Here is a 14,210-nt window from a genome sequence, read left to right as displayed (position 1 = left end):
CGCCACTCACCCCCCGCAATACCGCCAATCCCCACCGCGACACCGCCGCACGGCTTCGCGCCATTCGCGCATGCGGCGTTCGTAGTCGGCGCGGCTTCTCTCGTAGTCGTCCATGTCCTGCGCGTGGCGGTCGTAGGCTTCCCAGCCGCGCGCATATTCGGCGTCGCGGCGCTCGACGTAGCGCAGCTGCTCGCGGTTGAGGCGGCGGATTTCGGCGCGGTCGCGGGCGAGTTCTTCGCGTGAGAGGCCTTTGCAATCGTCGGGATCGGAGCAGGCGTATGCAGGTGCGGGTGCGCTTGCGGCTAGCGCGGTGATCACAAGAGCGGCGGTTGCGGCCAGAGGGGCGGGGAAGGCGGTGGCGATACGCATGGTGGGTTCCTTCGCGATGTGAAGCGATCAAGTTGTTGTTTTTCCACCAGCCACGATCATACCGCGAAAGCCGAAGAAAGCCTTACCCGAGCCGCTCGGATCGCCGCCGCTCAGCGTCGGCCCGTCGATGCGGCATTCGATTGTGGCAAGGCGGCACCAAGTCGCGCCTCGGGCGTTGTAATCGGTAAGCCTCGTCGCCACCTCACACCCAAGCGGGCACAGCGCTCTGCGCTCCCCCTTTACATCAGCGAACATTTGCGGAACAAACGCCCCTTATGAGCCTTACGAAAATTCAAAAGCATTGGCCTGCCACATGCTGACAAAAATAAGCGTCCGTGGTGCCCGTGAGCACAACCTCAAAGGCGTCGATATCGACCTGCCGCGCGATAGCCTGATCGTGGTGACGGGGCTGTCGGGTTCGGGCAAGTCGAGCCTCGCCTTCGACACGATCTATGCCGAGGGGCAGCGGCGCTATGTTGAGAGCCTCAGCGCCTATGCGCGCCAGTTCCTGGAGATGATGCAGAAGCCCGATGTCGAGCATATTGACGGGCTCTCTCCTGCAATCTCGATCGAGCAGAAGACTACCAGCCGCAACCCGCGCTCGACCGTGGCAACCGTGACCGAGATTTACGACTACATGCGCCTTTTGTGGGCGAGGGTTGGCGTGCCGTATTCGCCTGCGACGGGAGAGCCGATCACTGCGCAGAGCGTGTCGCAGATGGTCGACCGGGTGATGGCTCTGCCAGAGGGCACGCGGCTTTACCTGCTCGCGCCGGTCGTGCGTGGGCGAAAGGGCGAATATCGCAAGGAAATGGCCGAGTGGCAGAAGGCGGGCTTCACCCGTGTGCGGATCGACGGGGAACTTTACCCGATTGAGGAAGCGCCTGCGCTCGACAAGAAGTTCAAGCACGACATCGAAGTGGTGGTCGACCGGCTGGCGGTGAAGGAAGGGCTGGAGACGCGTCTTGCGGACTCGTTCGAGACTGCGCTCAAACTTGCCGAGGGCCTCGCCTATGTGGACCTCGCCGATGGCGTGGTGCCGGGGCGCGAGGATGAGGCGGATCAGGGCGGCGCGATGAAGGGCGCGGGGCTCACTGCCAACCGCATCGTGTTCAGCGAAAAGTTCGCCTGCCCGGTCAGCGGCTTCACCATCGAGGAAATCGAGCCGCGCCTGTTCTCGTTCAACTCCCCCCAGGGCGCGTGCCCGACCTGCGACGGGATTGGCGAGAAGCAGCTGTTTGACGAGCAGCTCGTGGTCCCGAACGAGGAGCTGACTCTCAAACAGGGCGCCATCGCGCCATGGGCCAAGTCCAACCCGCCGTCGCCTTATTACATGCAGGTGCTCACCAGCCTCGCGAAGGCGTATGACTTCACGATCACGACGCCGTGGAAGGACCTTGAGCCTGACCAGCGCATGATCATCCTTCACGGCACGGGCGGGATGCCGGTTGCGCTCACCTTCAAGGACGGGCGCAAGCAGTACACCGTCAACAAGGCGTTTGAAGGCGTCATCGGCAACCTCAACCGCCGGATGATGCAGACCGAAAGCGCGTGGATGCAGGAGGAGCTGGGCAAGTTCCAGACCGCCCAGCCGTGTGAGACCTGCGGAGGCAAGCGCCTCAATGAAAAGGCGCTCGCGGTGAAGATCCCGAGCGCCAAAGGCCCCACGGATATTGCCGAACCCACGGTCATGAGCGTCGCGGATGCCAAGGCGTGGTTCCTTGACCTCGATCGGCACCTCACCGACCAGCAGGGCCAGATCGCCCGCCCGATCCTGAAGGAGATCAACGAGCGGCTGGGCTTCCTCGACAATGTCGGGCTCGACTACCTCAACCTCGACCGCACCAGCGGCACGCTTTCAGGCGGGGAGAGCCAGCGCATCCGGCTCGCCTCGCAGATCGGCAGCGGCCTGTCAGGCGTGCTCTACGTCCTCGACGAGCCTTCCATCGGCCTGCATCAGCGCGACAATGACCGGCTGCTCGAAACGCTCAAGCGGCTGCGCGATCTCGGCAATACGGTGATCGTGGTCGAGCATGACGAGGACGCCATCCGCACCGCCGACCATATCGTCGACCTTGGCCCGGGCGCAGGGGTGCGCGGGGGCGAGGTGGTGGCGCAAGGCACGCTCAAGCAGATCATGCGCGCGAAGAAGTCGCTCACCGCTGACTATCTCACCGGCAGGCGCGAGATCGCGGTCCCGCAAACCCGGCGCCCCGGCAACGGGCACATGCTCACCGTCCACGGGGCGAAAGCGAATAATCTGAAGGACGTGACCGCCGCCATCCCGCTCGGCACCTTCACCTGCATCACCGGGGTCAGCGGGTCTGGCAAGTCGTCCTTCACCATCGACACACTCTACGCCTCCGCCGCGCGCACATTGAACGGCGCGCGCGTCATTGCGGGCAAGCACGACAAGGTCACCGGCCTCGAATATTGCGACAAGGTGATCGAGATCGACCAGTCCCCCATCGGCCGCACCCCGCGCTCCAACCCCGCGACCTATACCGGCGCGTTTACCCAGATCCGCGACTGGTTCGCCGGCCTCCCCGAAAGCCAGGCGCGCGGGTACAAGCCGGGCCGCTTCTCCTTCAACGTCAAGGGCGGGCGGTGCGAGCAATGCACCGGCGACGGCCTCATCAAGATCGAGATGCACTTCCTCCCCGACGTCTACGTCACGTGCGAGACCTGCGGCGGCAAGCGCTACAATCGCGAGACGCTGGAGGTGAAGTTCAAGGGGCATTCCATCGCCGACGTGCTCGACATGACGATCGAGGATGCGGAGGAGTTCTTCAAGGCGGTCCCCCCGATCCGCGACAAGATGCGGATGCTGAACGAGGTGGGGCTTGGCTACGTCAAGGTCGGCCAGCAGGCGACGACGCTGTCAGGCGGCGAAGCACAGCGCGTGAAGCTCGCCAAGGAGCTTGCCAAGCGATCCACCGGACAAACGCTCTACATCCTCGACGAGCCTACCACCGGCCTGCATTTCGAGGACGTGCGCAAGTTGTTGGAGGTGCTGCACCGGTTGGTGGAGCAGGGCAACAGCGTGGTAGTGATCGAGCACAATCTCGACGTCATCAAGACCGCCGACTGGATCGTGGACCTCGGCCCGGACGGCGGCGTGCGCGGAGGCGAGATTGTGGCGGAGGGCACGCCGGAGGATGTGGCGCAGGTGGAGCGGTCGTTTACTGGGCGGTACCTTCAGCCCATGCTCAAGCGTCAGCAGGAAGCGGCGGAGTAAGGAAGCGCAGGTAAGCGCCGGGATGGTGACGAACCCGCCCGAAGCGCCCCCAAAGACTACGCGGAGCGGATGTGCTGCAGAAAACAGGGCGCGCGGTCGTCAACTGGATCTCATCCGAAAGAGGTATTCGACCGAAAAAGGACGCTTAGAAGAAGGGCAGTGGGAAGTTCTCATCTTCGGCGTCTCCGTGTAGTGCTATTCTATGTAATGTATCGATTCATTTCTTCGGCAGGATTCCCATTCGCACGGCGTTGGTTGTCCGCACGTCGCCAAAAATCAGGCTAAACTCATCTTATCAATTTGCTCGTGTGCAATTCGACAGAATTTTTTTCTAACCTAGCTTTACCCCGCGCTCGCTCCGTGAAAGCCGCTGATGAATGTGTATTCGCTCGTCTACATCAGCTAAAAGTTCGTTTTTTCTGCCTCTCAACCAAAGCGTGAACGTTTTGTCGACTAGAGACAGTTTGAACTTATTGCGATTATCGGAGTAAATATCGATTATAGAGGTGAAATTCTGTGAATATAGAAACTCCCGCAACGTATGCATTGCTTCCCGCGCAAATAGATCATTGAAACGATAATCTTGAAAGTCGGATTCAATTTTGGATTGAATTTGCCTAGAGGTAAAAAGGCCACGGCTGCTTGCGTAAAGTTTGAGCACGAGCCGATATATGTAAAGTGCGGGCATCTGCCGTTCCTTTCTGCAGAAACCCATCAACTTGTTGTGGAAATCGGTAAAGTTGCAATGCCTGTCAGCAACTCGCCTAACGATGGTGCTGGCATTAAGGGTTTGAGTGACCTTCAGAAGTTCAGCAGGGGCGTCCGAAACTCCGACTTGACGGCATGCTTCGGAGCAAGCTTCTTGAACGATAAAAACGCTCCCGCATGATTCCTTGGCTACAGATTCCGCGAAGCCGTCAGGGAAAGTCAAGTTGAGCATTGCTGCTCCGTTTTCGACGACCTCAACGAGATCGGTTTTTGTCCAAACATTGCAATTGATTTCAACGCATCTTCCAAGCAATTCGGTGCAAAGCGAGGCGAGCTTTTGTTCTTCCGCCCAGATACCTACACAGATGAATACAACATTCGCATTATCGAATAGCATCTTTGCGGTGTTGGCGATTTTTGTCTGTGCATGCTCTGACAATTGATGAAAATCATCGACAACAATATAGAGGTTTTCATCATACCCCCGGTCACGACCGTAACCAAGTTCTTCGAAGAAACGAAGCATGTCTCCGGGGTTGAGTAAGTCGTACTTCCGGGAATCGATTGTTCGAATTATCTGTGTGTGCGTTTTTTTGTTTGATCCTCCGACATCAATTCTAAAGTCTCCGGAGCTTGCGCCCAAATTGGCTCTCGCGTTCTTTTCGTTTACGCGCTCTTCCTCTGTTTCCGAGATTTGTTCAGTTCGGCCATACGCAACATTGAGTAAAGCGTCGATGAATTGTTCGTATGTCCATGCGTGTAGACACTGAATGTAAAGGCGCTCAGATCGCCCAACGTGTCTCTCAATCAGCGAACTCTTGCCGGTTTTTGATGCACCGTAGAGAGACACGTGTTTTCCGTTCTGCAGGGAGTCGATGAAGAGATCATCGACGTCCCTTCGTTCGATGTAATTGATTAACTCGTAGGCTTTTTTGACCCCGAAGACTTGGTTTGCGGTTAGACGCTCACTTTGTTGACGCATTAACTTTCCTCGAACCGGAATAGAGATACTTTAAGATGACGTGGCCGGTTTCAGCAAGTGCGGAGAGTATTGCCGCGGTAAGATTGTGTGCGAGATTGACTGGTTGGTGCGTCGCAAGTCTAATTTCGTGCTCCCCCCGGGAAATGCGTGCCTCAAATAGTCTAAACGGCCCGCATGGCTGCAAACCCCACCAAGTGTCCGTAGCGATCCGACCTTCGGGCCGCGTGAGCGATGAAGTCGCACACAGAATGGCGTTCGGCTCACTCGCAACAAGCTTCTCGTTCTGGGGAGTGTCTCGTCTCGTTTTGTGAATTCGTCGCCTCGGACTTTATCCGGGGTCCAGTTTTTGCCTTGTCCACGCGCAAGTAAGTTGGAGCCCGGCTCGGAGGCCGGGGTGACGGTTGGGGCTGCGGGAATGGCATTTTCCTACTCCCAACAAACCCGCTAACTGAAAGATTCGCAACGGCCCGCAGGGCCGCAAGCCCGACCGGGCGCCCGCAGCGGAGTCGAAGACGGCGCCGTGCGCCACCCGGCCTTTAGGACGTGTGAGCGAGGAAATCGCACGCCGGATGGCGTGCGCAAGGAAAGGACTCTCTCCCCCATGCACACCCCCACCATCGACCAACACCCGCCTTTCACCGCCACCACCGCTACCTCGCCCCAAGACCACCACACGCGCCCAACCACCACCACCCACTTTACCCCCAGGACCGTGTAACATGCGGTCCACTTCTCCGGTTTCTGCGGGGTTGTTGAGGGGGCACGGGGCCCGCGCTGGCTCGAAGCTCTGCGGGCGCTCTTGCTGCCATGGGCGCTATCATAATCCCTGCAATGATGTAGGGCGGGTGATGGCTTTCAAATCGAACCCCTGTCGCCCGGACGCGCGCGTCCTTGCTCTATCGCCTCGCCGGGCTGTCTGCATGGCGCTTGGCGCGGGGGTGCTGATGCTTGCCGCCGGGTGCAGCGACCTTGCCGATCCGCGCGATTACGGGGGCGGGGCCGAGGGGCGGGTCTTCGCTCAGTGCGTCACGCGCACCGAGAAGGACAACCCTTCGATTACCCGCGAACAGGCGGCGAGTATGTGCACCTGCCTCAACGAGCGCATCGCCGAAGGGACCGAACAGCCGATCGCCAACGGCACGGTCGGTCGCAGCGAGACGCAACGCGCCTTGCTGCGCTGTGCCGCTGATCTCGGGATCGAGGCGGGCTGAGCGCAAGGATCGCGTGCGCCGCGAGAGGTCTCGCTACCCGGGCAGGATCACGGTCGAGGCGTAGGACTTCAAGAGCTCGGTCATGCCCGCCATTTGCGGGCCCACGCGCGATTTGGCGATGTAGCCCGCGACGCCGAAGTCGTAGGCGCGGTCGCGGTCCTCCTCGGCCTCGGAGGTGGTGAACATGAAGACGACGTGGTTGCGCAGTTCGGGCTTCGCGCGGATCTCCTTGAGGAACTCGAAGCCGTTCATGCGCGGCATGTTGATGTCGAGCAGGATGACAAGCGGCTTCTCGCACGGATTGGCGGCGCGTCCGGTGAGCACATCGATGCCCTCCTGACCGTCCTCGGCGGCGACAACACTGATATCGGGGGCGGCCTTGCGCAGGGCGCGCTCGACCAGCTCGGAGTAGATGTCGTCGTCGTCGATGATGAGGATGCGCGGTTCGCGGGTGTGGGGCGCTTGCGTCAGGGTGTCATGCATTGAGGTCGGTCCTTGTGAAACGGGGCCAGGTGAGGCGGAAGGTGGTGCCGCGTTCGGTGATGGAGGGGACGAGATCGAGCTGGCCGCCATGTCCGGTCGCAAGCCGCTGGGCGACGGCGAGGCCAAGGCCGGAAGAGCCGCGCTCCGATGCCTTGAGCGTCTGGAACAGGCGGAACACCCGCTCGCGCGCGTTCTCGGGGATGCCGGGGCCGTCGTCGGCGATGTCGATGAGCGCCTGGTTGTCCTGCAACCGCGCGGTCACGGTGACGGTGCCTTCGTCCCTGTCATGGTGCTTGATCGCGTTGGAGATGAGGTTGCGCAGCACGGTCGTGAGCGGGGTGCGCGCGGCGTCGAAGGGTTCGTCCGAAGCCTCGACCTTGACCGCGAAGCCGTCCGGGATGTCCTCGATCGCGATGATGTCGGAGAGGATCTCGGAAAGGCTGGTGGGTTCGAGTTGGACTGCGCGGTTGCCGGCGCGGGCATAGGTGAGCAGGTCGTCGATGAGTTTCTCGACCGAGTGGACGCGGGCTTCCATGCGGTCGATGTTCTTGAGGACCCCGTCGAGCTGGCCGTCCTCGAAATCCTCGCGGATAAACTCGATGAGGTTGGAGATGCCGCGAATGGGAGAGCGCAGGTCGTGGGAGGCGACATAGGTGAACTCTTCGAGCTGCGCGTTGACTTCGCGCAGGCGGCGCTCGGTGCGCTGGCGTTCGGTGATGTCGACGATGGCCGCGCAGGTCATGGGGCCTTCGCTGGTGGTGAATGGGGTGAGCCCGATCTCGAGCGGGAATTCGACCCCGTCCTTGCGCAGGCCGGTGAGGTCGCGGCCCTGACCCATGACGCGCGCTGAACGGTCCTCGCCATATTGCGCCCGCTTCGAGGCGTGGTCGTGGCGGTACCGCTCGGGCAGGAGCTGGTCGATGCTGGTGCCGATGAGTTCGGCTTTCTCGTATCCGAACAGCTTGACGGCGAGGTCGTTGACGGCGGAGATGATACCGTCCTCGCCGATGATGATCTTGCCGTAGGGCGAGTTGTTGAAGATGAGGGTGAAGGCCTCATCCTCCTCGCCTGCGCCGGGTGCAAGCTCGCTCGGGACGACGCTTAGGGGCGGGAAGTGCTGGTTCATGGTGCCTGCTTTGCGATCGGCATGGTGTGGGTCGTCCGAGAACGACGCATTACCCGGGCAATCTCAAAGCAATGGTGGCGATCATGCCACGCAAGGGCACGTAGGACAGGCGCTTAGCCGGTGGGGCAGTTGCCCGCGATCTCTTCCCCGGCGAAGGCCTTGGTAACGAAGGCGGCGGCATCGTCCATCGATTGCAGCAGTCCGCCCGAATGGTCTGCCCCGGCATAGGTGCGCGCCTCTATGGTCGAGCCCGCAGCGCACGATGCCTGGACGAAGGCCTGCTGCATCGGGAGCGGGGTCACGGTGTCGACCTCGCCCGTGCCGACGAAGGCGGGCACGCCGAGCGCGAGGGTCGGGTATTCCAGCGCCCCGAAAACCATCGGCTGGCGCTTGAGCACCTCGGGCGTGTTGATGTCGGCGGGGGTCAGCCCTTCCTCCATCACCGTCTCGGTCAGTTCGAACACGCACTGGTCATAGGCTTTTGCAACCGTCGGCCACACATCCGCGCCGACCGATTCCTCAAGCGAGAATGTCGGGTCGAGCTCCTCGGCGAGGATCATCAGGTAGAGCGTGTAGGTATTCTGCGGCGTCGGCGTGTTTGGGTCCGCGCTCAGCATCATCTCGCGGATGGCAGGCGGGAAGAACGGGACGCCGGTTGCCGAGATCGCGCGCAGGTCGATCTCCGGCGCATATTGGGCGGCAAAGCCTGCGGTCGCAATCGCGCCCGCTGCGCCTTGTGATTGCCCGGTGACGACCACCGCATCGCTAACAGCGAAATTGCCCGACTGCACCGCGCGGATTGCGTCGAGATTGCTGTAGGCCATCGGCGCGGCGGCCATGTAGGGGTGGACGCCCTCGCTCCCCAATCCCTGATAGTCGCTTGCGACCACGGCATAGCCTTTCTCAAGCCAGCCGGAGAGGTAGGTGAGATCGCGCTGAGACCGGCCATTGGTCGACGGAGCGCAGGCATCGGCTACGCCCACCGTTCCATGCGACCACGCGATTAGCGGCCAGCCGCCTTCGGGCGCTTCGCCTTCGGGCAGGTAGATCGAGCCGGTGACCGTGATCGGGCTTTCCCCGTCGAGGCCGTTGGTCGAGGCGTAGGTGAAATTCACCCCGCTCGCCGCACCGGGGATGAGCGAGCCTTCGCCCACCGCGCTTTGCGAAATGAGCGTGCCGGGCTCCGCTTCGTCGGTTGTCTGCCCTCCCGCTTCGGGTGCGCAGGATGCGAGAAACGTCGCGGCAAGAGCGACAGGCGAGAGCGTGAGGAAAGCTGATTTCATGCGTGCGATGCTTCCTTGGCGACCCTCGTCTTGTCAAGCGAGCGACACGCGCCATTTTCCTACTCGCCCAAATCTGTGTAGCTGGTCTGGCTCCGCTTCAAGGAGCCAAGAGAAATGTCAGCACAAAGCCCGCGCCCGTTCATCCCCGCAGCCGAGGCGCTTCCCGCCATCATCGAGATGTTGCCGCCCGACAGCGAGTTTTCGGGCCAGTTGCGGTTTGCGCGGGGTCGACAGGCGGATTTCCTGCGCAAGCTTGCCGACTGCGGAGAGGTGCGCGCGGCAGCGAAAGCCTCGGCGGTCTCGCATCAGACGGTCTACCGCATGCGTCGCGCATCGCCCGCCTTTCGCGCCGGCATGGACGCAGCGATGCTGATCGCGCGCGAACTGGCCGAAGATCTGCTCGCAAGCCGGGCGATGAACGGGATCGAGGAAGAGGTCTACTACCACGGCGAGGTCGTCGCCACGCGGCGGCGCTATTCGGATCGGCTACTGCTTGCACACCTTGCGCGGCTCGACCGGCTGGCTGAACGTGATGACTTGGCGGTGGTTGCAGGTTCCTTCGATGCGATAATCGAGGCATTCGAAACCGCCGAAGATGAGAGCGAAGAAGCCCTTTCCGATTTTGCGCCAGGACCGTGTAACATGCGGTCCACTTCTTGCGCTTCAAGCGAAGAGGTTGAGGTGGAAACACCGCTTGGTGAGGAGGTCGAGGAGGTCGAGGAGGTTGAGGAGCTCCCGGTTGAACGGCTTGAAGAGCGGCTGTGCGCAATGGAGGATGCACGCCCCGCCGATGCTCCGCCATTGAGCGAACTGGCGCAAACCTCTGACGAGATAGGGGAGATCGAGGCGCTGCATCTCGCCGCCTTCGAAGCAGGCGAAGCCGAGTGGTGGATGCTGAGCAAAACGGGCGCAGAAGCTGGCGCGGACGGCAAAAGCGAATCCGGCTTCCGCGACTCAGAAGAGAGGCGTATTTTGAAGGCTCCTTAGACAAGGAGAGGGACGATGAAACTCACGCATAACGCACGGATTGCAGCGGTCTGCAGCGCAGGCTTGATCGGCGCAGGGATAGTCGGCGTTCCGGCAGCGCTCGCCGACGGGCATGCACACGCGCTTGGCGCGTCGCTGTTCGGCGAGAACGAGGTCGGCCACCAGGGCGCGGGCGAGGATGCCAGCGGCAACTTCGAAGGCGAGATCGACATGGAGGCGGGCACGCTGTGCTACTACCTCGAGATCGAGGAACTGGACGGATTCACCGCAGCTCACATCCACAAGGGCAAGGAAGGCAAAAACGGGCCGCCCGTTGTGGTGCTCGAACTGACCGGAGAGGATGGCGACGAGACCTGCACCGAAGTCGATGGCGAGGTGCTGGCCGCAATCGCGAGCGACCACGAAGACTACTACGTCAACGTGCACACGTCCGAGTTTCCGGCGGGCGCTATACGCGGGCAGCTGGGAAGCTAAGCGCGAGCGCCGACAGGCGAGGGGCGCTTAGGGCGCCAGCAGCTCCATCTCGACGCTGGCATGGCCGCGCGAGATCATGCCGATCTCGCGCGCTGCGGCGCGGCTGAGGTCGATCGTGCGCCCTCGTATGAAGGGCCCGCGATCGTTGATGCGCACCGTGACGCTCTTGCCGTTGCGGGTGTTGGTGACGCGAACGAGACTGCCGAAGGGCAGGGTCTTATGCGCGGCGGTCATCGCGCCCATGTCGAATCGTTCGCCATTGGCGGTGCGACGGCCATGGAAGCGGCGGCCGTAATAGGAAGCAACGCCCCTACCGAGGTCACGAAGAATTGTCGGGCCACGCGGAGGCTCGAAGGTGTCGAGATCGACGGCGTCGGGCGGTACCATCAGGTCGATGTCCTGAAGATCCGGGCCAAGCGGCTCGATCACGTCGGTGAACTGGGCGGCGAAAGGCACGATCTCGGCGGACTCTTCGTAGCTGGCTGCGGCGTCGGGACTGGTCGCAGAGTAGAGCGTTTGCTGCGCGGTCGAGGCCCCCAGCGGAAGGCTCGCAAGACAGATGGCGAGCACGAATCGCGATGCTGCACGCGGCGTGCGTGCCCTGCGGTGCTGCGGGTCCAAGAGGCGATCTGGCTGTCTCATGGGAGGCGTCAGATACACGACAGGAGCCTGACAAGGCAAATCTGCGCCGTTCCAAGCGGCGCTAGCGGGCCTCCGACTGGCGCGATCTGGGGCACATTTGCGACAAACCGAAAGGCGCGGGATGTGAGTAGGAATCGAGGGACAGAGCCGGGGAGGGCACAAAGCAAATGGGGCCGGCATTGCTGCCGACCCCACTCTTACCAGCGCGTGGTCGCATCGGTTTTGCGTCCGGTTTGGCGAACCTCCCCTTCAGCATCCGTTTGCGCGCTTGGCGCCCGGTTTCTCATCCGCGTCCGGCCGTGCTGTCTCTTCAGGGCCCTTGCGGGCTCTTCCGTTCTTGCACCGCCTTGCTTCGCGGTTCGTCACCGGCGCTCGCACCGGCATCCGACCTTGTTTCGTGACTGTCCCGCTATGGGTCCGGCCGAAGCCATCTCCTTGCGCTAACAGCCCCTTGACGAAGGCCGTGGCTGCAATCCCTTAGTGGCTGGCGGTTCAAACACTCCAGTTCCGTGCTCGAAAGCACTTTCCTACAGCTATCGCCTGCCGGTATCGCAGCCTTAACGATGACAACGCATTCGCACTTTCCTCAAACAAGCCGGTTTGCTTCCTGCGTGAGCATTCTGCATACCGTCTCTCAGACAGTGCGTGGACAGCAGCCACCGTATCTTCGCAACCCAAATTGCTCTGGTTTTCAGTGCCTTGCGGCTCTTCAATCAGTGCCTTCTGTGTTCCGAAGACAACTTGAAACTGCGCCCGAATCGCTTGGTTCGCAAGCCATGCAAGAGCGGGTTATCCACTTTTCACCAGATCAGCTGTGGAGAGCGGTGGACAACTCAACGGTTCATCGCATTGGACAGCTTTGAGCGGGAACCAGTGAGGCAGCGAAGCGTTGCGCTTGCAGGAAGCCGCAAGCGCAGCTTTTCGAATGTTACGCTTCTGTGAAATCCGCTTCGGAGCGACTCGGTGCGACTCGCCGCAACAGCGAATCGGTGATGGGCGAGTCGCTGCGATTGTCGATGTCAGTCCCGCTTGCGATCCCGGCCTGCCAGAAGCTTGAGGCGCAGCGCATTGAGCTTAATGAAGCCTTCGGCATCGTGCTGGTCGTATGCGCCCGCATCGTCCTCGAACGTCACGTGCGCTTCGGAATAGAGCGAATGCGGCGACTTGCGGCCCACGACGCTGGCCTGCCCCTTGTAGAGCTTGAGGCGGACGGTGCCGGTCACCTTCTCCTGGCTGAGGTCGATTGCCGCCTGCAGCATCTCGCGCTCGGGCGCGAACCAGAAGCCATTGTAGATGAGCTCCGCATATTTCGGCATCAGCTCGTCCTTGAGGTGAGCAGCGCCGCGGTCGAGAGTGATCTGCTCGATACCGCGATGGGCGCGGGCATAGATCTCGCCGCCCGGTGTCTCGTACATGCCGCGCGACTTCATACCGACGAAGCGGTTTTCGACGAGGTCGAGCCGGCCGATACCATGCTTGCGGCCAAGGTCGTTCAAAGCGGTGAGGAGGGTTGCAGGGCTCATCGCTTGACCGTTCAGCGACACTCCATCGCCGCGCTCGAAGCCGATCTCGATGTGTTCAGGCGTGTCGGGTGCGTTCTCTGGGTGGTCGGTACGCGAGTAGACGTAGTCCGGGGTCTCCTCCCACGGATCCTCGAGTACCTTGCCTTCGGACGAGGTGTGCAAGAGGTTCGCGTCGGTCGAGAAAGGTGCCTCGCCTCGCTTGTCCTTGGGCACCGCGATCTGATGCGCTTCGGCCCATGCGATGAGAGCGGTCCGGCTGGTGAGGTCCCATTCGCGCCAGGGAGCGATGACCTTGATGCTCGGGTCGAGCGCGTAGGCGGAGAGTTCAAAGCGAACCTGGTCGTTGCCCTTGCCGGTCGCGCCGTGAGCGATGGCGTCGGCGCCCGTCTCATGCGCGATCTCGACCAGACGCTTGGAAATGAGCGGACGGGCGATGCTGGTGCCGAGCAGGTAGTCGCCCTCATACCGGGCGTTTGCGCGCATCATCGGGAAGACGAAATCGCGCACGAACTCCTCGCGCAGGTCCTCGATGAAGATGTGCTCGTCCGGGATGCCCATGGCGCGCGCCTTTTCGCGGGCAGGCTCGATCTCCTCGCCCTGTCCAAGGTCGGCGGTGAAGGTGACCACCTCGAGCCCGCGCTCGACACTCAGCCACTTGGCGATGACGGAAGTGTCAAGGCCGCCGGAATAGGCAAGGACTACGCGCTTGATGTCGGACATGGTCGAGGTACTCGGATGGGCGGCCTTGCGGCGTGTGGATAATCGGAATGCGGCGCTTTACCGAGCGCAGAGGGTGGAAGCAATCCAGTCGCGTAAGTCTCGGGTAACGCGGAGCAATGTCTTAACGTATCGCGACATTCGGGGTAACAGTCTGGTTTGTCATTGGTATGCGCGGTGCGGGATCACGGACTGAAGACAATTGATGAAGAGTGTGCTCGCCGCCGCCACCCTGATCGCTTTCGCCGCCAGCGGGGCGTATGTCGACGAAATCCTGCACGCCGACCACGCTGATCATGCTCTTGGAGCGGATTGCGGCCATGATACGATGAACCAGCACGGCTCGCACATGGACTTCGTTCACGCAGGCCGCCTCCACCACATGCACGGCGACCACTTCGACGATCACGGCCCGGTCAAGATGGTCAGCAAAGAGCAGCTCGCCCGCCGTTGACCATTGCGAGCGG

Annotated in this window: 12 protein-coding genes; 5 read left to right on the top strand and 7 right to left on the bottom strand. The window is 61.7% G+C overall.

What is annotated here, in order from left to right; all coding sequences use genetic code 11:
• Positions 1–6: 6 nt before the first annotated feature.
• On the bottom strand, positions 7–369 hold the full coding sequence (locus NAP1_RS07065; RefSeq protein WP_007164568.1) for a hypothetical protein: 363 nt from the start codon (positions 367–369) through the stop codon (positions 7–9).
• Positions 370–682: 313 nt separating this feature from the next.
• Between NAP1_RS07065 and uvrA the strand changes: the two genes are divergently transcribed.
• Positions 683–3,607, top strand: a complete 2,925-nt coding sequence (gene uvrA, locus NAP1_RS07055; protein ID WP_007164566.1) for an excinuclease ABC subunit UvrA — start codon at positions 683–685, stop codon at positions 3,605–3,607.
• Between the two features lie 331 nt (positions 3,608–3,938).
• Here uvrA and NAP1_RS07050 read toward each other — a convergent pair whose 3' ends face one another.
• The gene (locus NAP1_RS07050; RefSeq protein WP_007164565.1) at positions 3,939–5,297 is read right to left on the bottom strand and encodes an ATP-binding protein; all 1,359 of its coding nucleotides are present in this window, start codon (positions 5,295–5,297) and stop codon (positions 3,939–3,941) included.
• Between the two features lie 848 nt (positions 5,298–6,145).
• On the opposite strand from NAP1_RS07050, the gene NAP1_RS07045 reads away from it, so the two are divergent.
• Entirely contained in the window at positions 6,146–6,508 is a 363-nt protein-coding gene (locus NAP1_RS07045; protein ID WP_156777216.1) for a hypothetical protein, read from the top strand.
• Positions 6,509–6,541: 33 nt separating this feature from the next.
• Here NAP1_RS07045 and NAP1_RS07040 read toward each other — a convergent pair whose 3' ends face one another.
• From NAP1_RS07040 to NAP1_RS07030, 3 genes are all read right to left on the bottom strand, one after another.
• Positions 6,542–6,991, bottom strand: coding sequence for a response regulator (locus NAP1_RS07040; protein ID WP_007164563.1), 450 nt, complete (start codon positions 6,989–6,991; stop codon positions 6,542–6,544).
• Positions 6,984–8,117 (bottom strand): ATP-binding protein, encoded by a 1,134-nt coding sequence (locus tag NAP1_RS07035; RefSeq protein ID WP_007164562.1) that lies wholly within the window; start codon positions 8,115–8,117, stop codon positions 6,984–6,986. Before NAP1_RS07035 ends, NAP1_RS07040 begins: the two co-directional genes overlap by 8 nt.
• Positions 8,118–8,230: 113 nt before the next feature.
• Positions 8,231–9,400 carry a lipoprotein, putative gene (locus tag NAP1_RS07030; RefSeq protein WP_007164561.1) on the bottom strand — a complete coding sequence of 390 codons (1,170 nt, stop codon included), beginning with the start codon at positions 9,398–9,400 and terminating at the stop codon, positions 8,231–8,233.
• A gap of 114 nt (positions 9,401–9,514) precedes the next feature.
• Between NAP1_RS07030 and NAP1_RS15875 the strand changes: the two genes are divergently transcribed.
• Both NAP1_RS15875 and NAP1_RS15870 read left to right on the top strand, forming a co-directional pair.
• Positions 9,515–10,387 (top strand): hypothetical protein, encoded by an 873-nt coding sequence (locus tag NAP1_RS15875; protein ID WP_007164560.1) that lies wholly within the window; start codon positions 9,515–9,517, stop codon positions 10,385–10,387.
• A gap of 15 nt (positions 10,388–10,402) precedes the next feature.
• Entirely contained in the window at positions 10,403–10,861 is a 459-nt protein-coding gene (locus NAP1_RS15870) for a CHRD domain-containing protein (RefSeq protein ID WP_007164559.1), read from the top strand.
• 27 nt (positions 10,862–10,888) lie between these two features.
• Here the strand turns inward: NAP1_RS15870 and NAP1_RS07015 are convergent, their stop codons facing one another.
• Together NAP1_RS07015 and NAP1_RS07010 are read right to left on the bottom strand one after the other, a co-directional pair.
• The gene (locus NAP1_RS07015; protein WP_007164558.1) at positions 10,889–11,503 is read right to left on the bottom strand and encodes a septal ring lytic transglycosylase RlpA family protein; all 615 of its coding nucleotides are present in this window, start codon (positions 11,501–11,503) and stop codon (positions 10,889–10,891) included.
• 1,019 nt (positions 11,504–12,522) lie between these two features.
• On the bottom strand, positions 12,523–13,746 hold the full coding sequence (locus NAP1_RS07010) for an argininosuccinate synthase (RefSeq protein ID WP_007164557.1): 1,224 nt from the start codon (positions 13,744–13,746) through the stop codon (positions 12,523–12,525).
• A gap of 202 nt (positions 13,747–13,948) precedes the next feature.
• On the opposite strand from NAP1_RS07010, the gene NAP1_RS07005 reads away from it, so the two are divergent.
• Positions 13,949–14,197, top strand: coding sequence for a hypothetical protein (locus tag NAP1_RS07005; protein WP_007164556.1), 249 nt, complete (start codon positions 13,949–13,951; stop codon positions 14,195–14,197).
• Positions 14,198–14,210 lie beyond the last annotated feature (13 nt).

Source organism: Erythrobacter sp. NAP1 (genome assembly GCF_000152865.1).
Taxonomy (GTDB): domain Bacteria; phylum Pseudomonadota; class Alphaproteobacteria; order Sphingomonadales; family Sphingomonadaceae; genus Erythrobacter.
Note: the sequence above shows the minus strand (reverse complement) of the source record. Positions and strands in the feature narration are given on the sequence as shown.

Excerpts from the sequence above, each read along its gene's own strand:
- NAP1_RS07065 (WP_007164568.1), bottom strand. The coding sequence starts at position 369 with ATGCGTATCGCCACCGCCTTCCCCGCCCCTCTGGCCGCAACCGCCGCT.
- uvrA (WP_007164566.1), top strand. The coding sequence starts at position 683 with ATGCTGACAAAAATAAGCGTCCGTGGTGCCCGTGAGCACAACCTCAAA.
- NAP1_RS07050 (WP_007164565.1), bottom strand. The coding sequence starts at position 5,297 with ATGCGTCAACAAAGTGAGCGTCTAACCGCAAACCAAGTCTTCGGGGTC.
- NAP1_RS07045 (WP_156777216.1), top strand. The coding sequence starts at position 6,146 with ATGGCTTTCAAATCGAACCCCTGTCGCCCGGACGCGCGCGTCCTTGCT.
- NAP1_RS07040 (WP_007164563.1), bottom strand. The coding sequence starts at position 6,991 with ATGCATGACACCCTGACGCAAGCGCCCCACACCCGCGAACCGCGCATC.
- NAP1_RS07035 (WP_007164562.1), bottom strand. The coding sequence starts at position 8,117 with ATGAACCAGCACTTCCCGCCCCTAAGCGTCGTCCCGAGCGAGCTTGCA.
- NAP1_RS07030 (WP_007164561.1), bottom strand. The coding sequence starts at position 9,400 with ATGAAATCAGCTTTCCTCACGCTCTCGCCTGTCGCTCTTGCCGCGACG.
- NAP1_RS15875 (WP_007164560.1), top strand. The coding sequence starts at position 9,515 with ATGTCAGCACAAAGCCCGCGCCCGTTCATCCCCGCAGCCGAGGCGCTT.
- NAP1_RS15870 (WP_007164559.1), top strand. The coding sequence starts at position 10,403 with ATGAAACTCACGCATAACGCACGGATTGCAGCGGTCTGCAGCGCAGGC.
- NAP1_RS07015 (WP_007164558.1), bottom strand. The coding sequence starts at position 11,503 with ATGAGACAGCCAGATCGCCTCTTGGACCCGCAGCACCGCAGGGCACGC.
- NAP1_RS07010 (WP_007164557.1), bottom strand. The coding sequence starts at position 13,746 with ATGTCCGACATCAAGCGCGTAGTCCTTGCCTATTCCGGCGGCCTTGAC.
- NAP1_RS07005 (WP_007164556.1), top strand. The coding sequence starts at position 13,949 with ATGAAGAGTGTGCTCGCCGCCGCCACCCTGATCGCTTTCGCCGCCAGC.